The sequence below is a fragment of the Salipiger sp. HF18 genome, assembly GCF_011806505.1.
Taxonomy (GTDB): domain Bacteria; phylum Pseudomonadota; class Alphaproteobacteria; order Rhodobacterales; family Rhodobacteraceae; genus Salipiger; species Salipiger thiooxidans.
Window position 1 is genome coordinate 1 of sequence record NZ_JAATOS010000229.1, and the last position, 6384, is coordinate 6384.

Sequence of the window (6384 nt, forward strand, 5' to 3'; positions counted from 1 at the left end):
CCGAAGCCCGCCTCGGCAAGGTAGCCCGCAAGAGCCGCCACCGCCGCGCCGTCGCGCAGCAGCACCACCAGCCGCTGCCCCGAGGCCAGCGCCGGGCGCAGCCGGGACAGCGGCGCCGCGTGCAGGCCGAAACAGCCCGTGCGCTCCAGCGGCCAGCCCATGCGGGCAGCGGCGAGCGAGAAGCTTGAGCGCCCGGGCAGGGCGTGCCAGTCGCCACGCGGCAGCGACCGCGCCAGCACCGCGCCGGCGCCGAACCAGAACGGATCGCCCGACGCCAGCACCACGACTGGCCTGCCGCGAAAGCCCATGAGCACGTTGATCCCGTCGGCGAAGGGCACCGGCCACGGCACCAGCTCGGCGGCGCCGGGGTCGATCAGCGCGAGGTGCCGGGGCGGGCCCATGACCACCTCGGCCGCCGACAGCGCGCTTCGGCTTGCAGCGCAGAGCCCGTCCGGTCCATCTTCGCCCAGACCGATGATCGTCAGCCACGGAGCCTCAGCCATGACGCCCAACATCCTGCTGCTTGGCGGCACCACCGAGGCGGCGTCGCTGGCCAGGGCGCTGGCCGCCACCGGCCTTCGCGCCACCGTCTCGCTGGCCGGGCGCGTGGCCCGTCCCGCGCCGCTGCCCCTGCCGCTGCGCGTGGGCGGCTTCGGCGGCGTCGCGGGGCTGGTGGATCACCTCCGCGCCGAGGGCGTCACCCACGCCGCCGCCGCCTGCGCCGAGACCGGTGTGCCGCTGATCGCGCTCACCCGGGCCGAATGGCGCGAGACCGGCGAAGACCGCTGGATCCGCGTGCCCGACATGGCAGGCGCGGTGGCGGCGCTCGACCGGCCCGCGGCGCGGGTGTTCCTTGCGGTGGGACGGATGCACCTTGCGGCCTTCGCCGCCCGGCCGCAGCACGATTACCTGCTGCGCCTCGTCGATGCGCCCGACACCCTGCCGCCGTTGCCGCGCCACCGCGCGGTGATCGACCGTGGGCCCTTCGGGCTCGAGGGCGACTTGGCGCTGATGCGCGAGCATGGCACCGGGATCGTGGTCTCGAAGAACGCCGGCGGCACCGGCGCCTTCGCCAAGATCGCGGCGGCGCGGGCGCTTGGCCTGCCGGTCATCATGATCGACCGGCCCGCGGTGCCGCCGCGCCCGGAGGCCCATACTCCGGAAGAGGTGATGCGCTGGCTCGGTCACGGCGCCGACCTCGGGGTGTAGACGATGGGCGCGCCGTCGCGGGCGATGATCCGGGTGGCCGAGGAGCCCACCAGCACCATGGTGCGCATGTCCGCCATCTCGGGGCGGCAGTCGGGCAGGGGCACGACGCGGATCGCTTCTTCGGAGGTCGAGACGGCGCGGGCGAAGATCACCGGCCGCGCATCGCCACAGGCCTCGTTGAGCACCTCGAGCGCGCGGGCAAAGCCCTCGGGCCGCGACCGCGAGCGCGGGTTGTAGAAGGCCATGGCGAAATCCGCCTCGGCGGCGAGCCGCAGGCGGCGCTCGATCAGCGGCCAGGGCTTGAGGTTGTCACTGAGGTTGATGGCGCAGAAATCATGTCCGAGCGGGGCGCCCGCCCGTGCCGCCGCCGCCAGCATCGCGGTGATCCCGGGCAGCACCCGGATGTCGAGAGCGCGCCACGCGGCGGGCCCGGCCTCGACTGCCTCGAAGACGGCGGCCGCCATGGCAAAGACCCCGGGGTCGCCCGACGAGACCACCACCACCGCGCGGCCCTCGGCGGCCAGCCCGAGCGCGTGGCGCGAGCGGTCGAGCTCCACCCGGTTGTCGCTGGCGTGCTTCACCAGCCCCAGCCGGTCGGGCACGCGGGCGACGTAGGGGATGTAGCCCACCACGTCGGTGGCGCGGGCCAGCGCCTCGCTGACCTCGGGAGTAACGAGCGCCTCGGCGCCGGGGCCGAGCCCCGCGATGACCAGCGACCCGGTCATGGCCGCCGCCCGTGGCCGTGCACCACGACGATGGAAAAATAGGGCGTCACCCGGTCCTCGGCCTCGGCCAGCCGCTGCACGGTCTGGCCGGGCATGGCGGCGTATTCCACCAGCCACGCCTGATCGTAGCGGCCGGCCTGTCGCAGCGCATCGGTCTGCGCGATGCGGGCGGCGAGGTCGTCCTCGGGCAGCGTCGCCATCAGCACCGTGAGCACGTCGTCGCCCCAGGTGATCGGCGTGCCGGTGGCGGTCCAGGCCGCCGACATGCCGGTGATCGCGGGCACCACCTCGACCGGCACCTGGTCGAGCAGGCGCAGGTGCAGGTGCATGAAGGAGCCGTAGAAGAACGGGTCGCCCTCGCAGAGCACCACCACGTCCTCGCCCGCGGCGGCAAGCGCCACCAGTTGCGCGGTGCAATCCTCGTAGAACTCCGCCAGCAGGCGGTTGTAGGCGGGGTCGGTCACCGGGATCTCGGTGGTCACCGGGTATTCCATCGGGTGCTCGATGGCGCCCTCGGGGATCATGCCCTCGACGATCTGCCGCGCCTGTCCCTTGCGCCCGGCCTTGCGGAAGAAGGCGACGTGGCGCGCCTGCCGCAGCAGCCGGTCGGCGCGCACCGTCATCAGGTCCGGATCGCCCGGCCCGAGCCCCAGCCCGTAGACCGTGCCCGCCTGCAGCACCGGGCTCATTCTTTGCGGCTCGCGATGGCGTTGACCGCGGCCACGGTGATGGCGCTGCCGCCGAGCCGGCCCTCGACGATGCAGCATGGCACCGGCTGGTCGGCCCAGAGCGCGTCCTTGCTCTCGGCGGCGCCGACGAAGCCCACCGGGCAGCCGATGATGGCGGCGGGGCGGGGGCAGTCGGGGTCCTGCAGCATGTTGAGCAGGTGGAAAAGCGCGGTGGGCGCGTTGCCGATGGCCACGACGGCGCCCTTCAGGTGCGGGCGCCAGAGCTCGAGCGCCGCCGCCGAGCGGGTGTTCGACATCTGCTTGGCCAGCTCCGGCACCGAGGCGTCGTGCAGGGTGCAGAGCACCGCGTTGTCGGCGGGCAGGCGCGGGCGGGTGATGCCCTCGCTCACCATGCGCGCGTCGCACAGGATCGGCGCGCCGGCCTCGAGCGCTCTGCGCGCCGCGGCGACGAAGCCCGGCGAAAAGCGGATGTGGCGCTCGAGCCCCACCATGCCGGCGGCGTGGATCATGCGCACCGCCACCTGTTCCTCGTCCGGGTCGAAGCCTCCGAGCGCGGCCTCGGCGCGGATGATGGCAAAGGAGCGGTCGTAGATCGCCGCCCCGTCGGTTTCGTAGCTGTAGGTCATCGTGTGCCGGAAGGCTCCTCCAGGATGTCTTGTGTGCTCAGCCCGGTGCGGCGGGGCGCATCCCAGGCGTGGCCGTTCTCGATGAGGTCGAAGCGCCCGTCACGCCCGGTCAGAACCATGGCCGCGGGCCGCGAGCGGGCGCAGCCCTTGGCGCAGCCCGAGACGTGCAACCCGCCACCGACGCGCGGCGCAAGGGCGCGCGCAAGGTTGCGGGTCTCGACCGAGGCCGCGGGGCAGAAGGGCGCGCCGGGGCAGGCGTCGGAGCTCAGCAGCGGATCGCCGGGCGCGGTGATGAAACCGCTGCCCCCGGGCATCTCGGCGCCCTCGAGCAGGATCAGCCGCCACGGCGTGACCCGCAGCGCCGTGGCGCCGCTGTCGTGCAGGACGCGGGCGAGCGCGCCGGCGTCGATCTGGCCGAAGGCGGCGCCGAGAAGCGCGCCTTGCTGCGTCGCGCCGGGGCCGGGCCGGGGCGCGCGGCGGCGCGGCGAGGTGGTCATCCACGCCTCGGGCAGGCTGTGGGCGGCGAGCACCTGCGCCATGCGGCGGCGCTCGGGGCTGCGGTGGGCATCGAACCATTCCGCCATCTCGAGCAGCGCGGGAATGGCGCTGCGGTCGGTCACCGGGCGGCCAAGGGCGCAGCCGTCGGCGCGCAGGATGAGCCCGGCCTTGGCGCGCTCGAAGCGGAAATCGGCGGGATCCTCGACCAGCACCGGCTGTGGCCCGGTGTCGACGGCAAAGCCGGTCTTTGCGGGCAGCTCGGGCAGGTCGGCAAGCGCCGCCAACAGCGCCCGCGCCAGCCGCGCGGTGCGGTCGCCGCGCTGCCAGAACGGCGTCACGAGGATGTTGCGCCGGCCCTCGATCCGCGGATCCGCGTCCAGCAGATCGAGCTCCGCCAGCGCCTGCAGCACCGGCTCGTGCGCCTCGGGGGCGACGCCGCGGATCTGCAGGTTGGCGCGGTTGGTGAGGTCGAGAAAGCCGTTGCCGTGCGCTTGCGCCAGCGCGCAGAGCCCGGCGACCTGCGCAGGCTCCAGCCGCGCCAGCCGCGGCCGCACCCGCACCACCAGCCCGTCGCCGGACATCATCGGGCGGTGCGCGCCGGGGCACCAGCCCTTGACTTCGGGTGCCACGCTCATGCCCCGCCCTCCAGCGCCGCGCGCACGGAATTGCTGCGGCTCACCCAGAGCCCGGCGTCGAGCAGCGCGCGGAAGCGGGCGCGCATCGCCTCGAGCGCCTGAGGGTTGGCCTCCTGCAGGAAGCGCGTCACCTCCGGGTCGCCGAGCGTGGCCTCGTGGTAGAGGTTGAAGAGATGCGGCGCCACGGCACCGGCGAGATGGGCGAAGGCCGCCATGTGCTCGAGCGTGGCGGCGATCTCGGCGCCGCCGCGGAAGCCATGGGCGCGCATGCCCGCGATCCACCCGGGGTTGGCGGCGCGGGCATGTACCACGCGGGCGATCTCTTCGGGAAGCTGGCGGGCGCGGGGGCGGGCGGGATCGGTTGCGTCGAGATGCCAGAGCGCGGCGCGCCCCCCCGTGATCGCCTGCGCGGCGGCAAAACCGGCCTCGTGGGCAGCGTAATCCTCGGCCAGCAGCAGGTCGGTCTCGGGCAGGTCCTGCAGGTGTACGAAGGCCTCCGCCGCCGCCACCCGTTCACGCAGCCCCTCGGCGTCGTGCCGGGCGTCGCCCGCGTCGAGCGCCCAGGACGAGGCGGCAAGCCAGGCCTCGCCGGCGGCGTGGCGGCCCCCGTCGCCGTAGTCGGTGAGCGTCGCGCCCATGCCGAGCCCGAAGCTGCCCGGCGCCGGGCCGTAGACCCGCGCCGTGGCGGCGTGGCCCGCGTAGGGGTTCCAGTCCGGCGCCTCGTCGCGCGCGGCCAGCGCCCGCACCGCCTGCCCGAAAAGGGTCGAAAGCGTGGGGAAGACGTCGCGGAACAGCCCCGACACCCGCAGCGTCACGTCGAGCCGGGGCCGGTCGAGCTCGGCGATGGGCAGCACCTCGACGCCGCTCACCCGCTCGGAACCCGCGTCCCAGACCGGCCGGCACCCCAGCAGGTGCAGCGCCATGGCGAATTCCTCGCCCGCGGTGCGCATGGTGGCCGAGCCCCAGAGGTCGACGACCAGCCCGCGCGGCCAGTCGCCCTCGTCCTGCAGGTGGCGCCGGATCAGCTCGTCGGCGAGCCGGACACCCTGCGCGTAAGCGGCGCGCGTCGGCACCGCACGCGGGTCGGTGGTGAAGAGGTTGCGCCCGGTCGGCAGCACGTCGCCGCGGCCGCGGTAGGGCGAGCCCGAGGGCCCCGCGTCGATGCGCCGCCCGTCGAGCGCGTCGAGCAGCGCCTGCCGCTCTGCATTGACCGAGGCGGCGGTCTCGAACGGCGCGCCGGGCTGTGCCGGTCGGCCCCAGACGTGCAGCCCCTCGCCGAACTGGCTGTCCTTCACGTCGCAGACGAAGCGGTCGATGCGGGTGATCGCCTCGGCGGGGCAGGCGGCGCCATCGAGCCCGAGATCGGCCTCGACCCCCAGCGCCTGTGCCTCGGCGCGGATGTCGTCCTGCAGCCGGTCGCGGCGGCGCGGGTCGAGCCCGTCGGCGTTGGAGAACTCGTCGAGCAGCGCCTCGAGCCGGGCGAGCCGCAGCGGCGTGCCCGAGGGTTTCAGCGGCGGCGGCAGGTGGCCGAGCGTGACCGCGCCGATGCGCCTCTTGGCCTGCGCCGCCTCGCCGGGGTCGTTGACGATGAACGGGTAGACGACGGGCAGGTCGCCGGTCAGCGCCTCGGGCCAGCAGCCGTCGGACAGCGCCACCGACTTGCCGGGGAGCCACTCGAGCGTGCCATGGGCGCCGATGTGGACCAGCGCGTCGCTTGCCTGTCGAAGCCAGAGGTAGAAGGCCACATAGGCGTGGCGCGGCACCCGCTGCAGGTCGTGGTATTCATCGCTGCGCAGCGCCTGCGACCCGCGTTCGGGTTGCAGCGCCAGCACTGCGCGGCCAGCGCGCAGCAGCGCGAAGCGGAAGGCGCCGTCGGTGACGTCGGGATCATCCTCGGGCGCGCCCCACGCTGCGTGCAGTGCCTCGCGCAGCGGTTCGGGCAGGCGCGACAGGGCCGCGCGGTACTCGGCAACGGGCCAGGCCTCGCGCCGCTCCAGCAAGG

7 protein-coding genes are annotated in these 6384 nt (G+C 74.5%); 1 reads left to right on the forward strand and 6 read right to left on the reverse strand.

Annotation, left to right across the window (positions count from 1 at the left end; translation table 11 throughout):
- Positions 1 to 503, reverse strand: a 503-nt coding sequence (gene cbiE / locus HC022_RS16725) for a precorrin-6y C5,15-methyltransferase (decarboxylating) subunit CbiE (RefSeq protein WP_167453188.1), incomplete at its 3' end; no start/stop codon positions are given.
- On the opposite strand from cbiE, the gene HC022_RS16730 reads away from it, so the two are divergent.
- Positions 502 to 1209, forward strand: a complete 708-nt coding sequence (locus tag HC022_RS16730) for a cobalt-precorrin-6A reductase (protein ID WP_167453189.1) — start codon at positions 502 to 504, stop codon at positions 1207 to 1209. The genes cbiE and HC022_RS16730 overlap by 2 nt on opposite strands.
- Here the strand turns inward: HC022_RS16730 and cobJ are convergent.
- From cobJ to HC022_RS16755, 5 genes are all read right to left on the reverse strand, one after another.
- Positions 1185 to 1934 carry a precorrin-3B C(17)-methyltransferase gene (cobJ, locus tag HC022_RS16735; RefSeq protein WP_167453190.1) on the reverse strand — a complete coding sequence of 250 codons (750 nt, stop codon included), beginning with the start codon at positions 1932 to 1934 and terminating at the stop codon, positions 1185 to 1187. The two genes, HC022_RS16730 and cobJ, sit on opposite strands and share 25 nt — an antisense overlap.
- The gene (locus HC022_RS16740) at positions 1931 to 2623 is read right to left on the reverse strand and encodes an SAM-dependent methyltransferase (RefSeq protein WP_167453191.1); all 693 of its coding nucleotides are present in this window, start codon (positions 2621 to 2623) and stop codon (positions 1931 to 1933) included. Before HC022_RS16740 ends, cobJ begins: the two co-directional genes overlap by 4 nt.
- Entirely contained in the window at positions 2620 to 3249 is a 630-nt protein-coding gene (locus HC022_RS16745) for a precorrin-8X methylmutase (protein WP_167453192.1), read from the reverse strand. The genes HC022_RS16740 and HC022_RS16745 overlap by 4 nt, the downstream gene beginning before the upstream one ends.
- On the reverse strand, positions 3246 to 4382 hold the full coding sequence (locus HC022_RS16750; protein ID WP_167453193.1) for a cobalamin biosynthesis protein CobG: 1137 nt from the start codon (positions 4380 to 4382) through the stop codon (positions 3246 to 3248). The genes HC022_RS16745 and HC022_RS16750 overlap by 4 nt, the downstream gene beginning before the upstream one ends.
- The coding region (locus tag HC022_RS16755; protein ID WP_175583621.1) for a cobaltochelatase subunit CobN at positions 4379 to 6384 on the reverse strand (2006 nt) is incomplete at its 5' end. The genes HC022_RS16755 and HC022_RS16750, both read right to left, overlap by 4 nt.

What these genes read in the sequence shown, in the direction of transcription:
- HC022_RS16745 (WP_167453192.1), bottom strand. Translation starts at nt 3,249, where the DNA reads ATGACCTACAGCTACGAAACCGACGGGGCGGCGATCTACGACCGCTCC.
- HC022_RS16730 (WP_167453189.1), top strand. Translation starts at nt 502, where the DNA reads ATGACGCCCAACATCCTGCTGCTTGGCGGCACCACCGAGGCGGCGTCG.
- HC022_RS16750 (WP_167453193.1), bottom strand. Translation starts at nt 4,382, where the DNA reads ATGAGCGTGGCACCCGAAGTCAAGGGCTGGTGCCCCGGCGCGCACCGC.
- cobJ (WP_167453190.1), bottom strand. Translation starts at nt 1,934, where the DNA reads ATGACCGGGTCGCTGGTCATCGCGGGGCTCGGCCCCGGCGCCGAGGCG.
- HC022_RS16740 (WP_167453191.1), bottom strand. Translation starts at nt 2,623, where the DNA reads ATGAGCCCGGTGCTGCAGGCGGGCACGGTCTACGGGCTGGGGCTCGGG.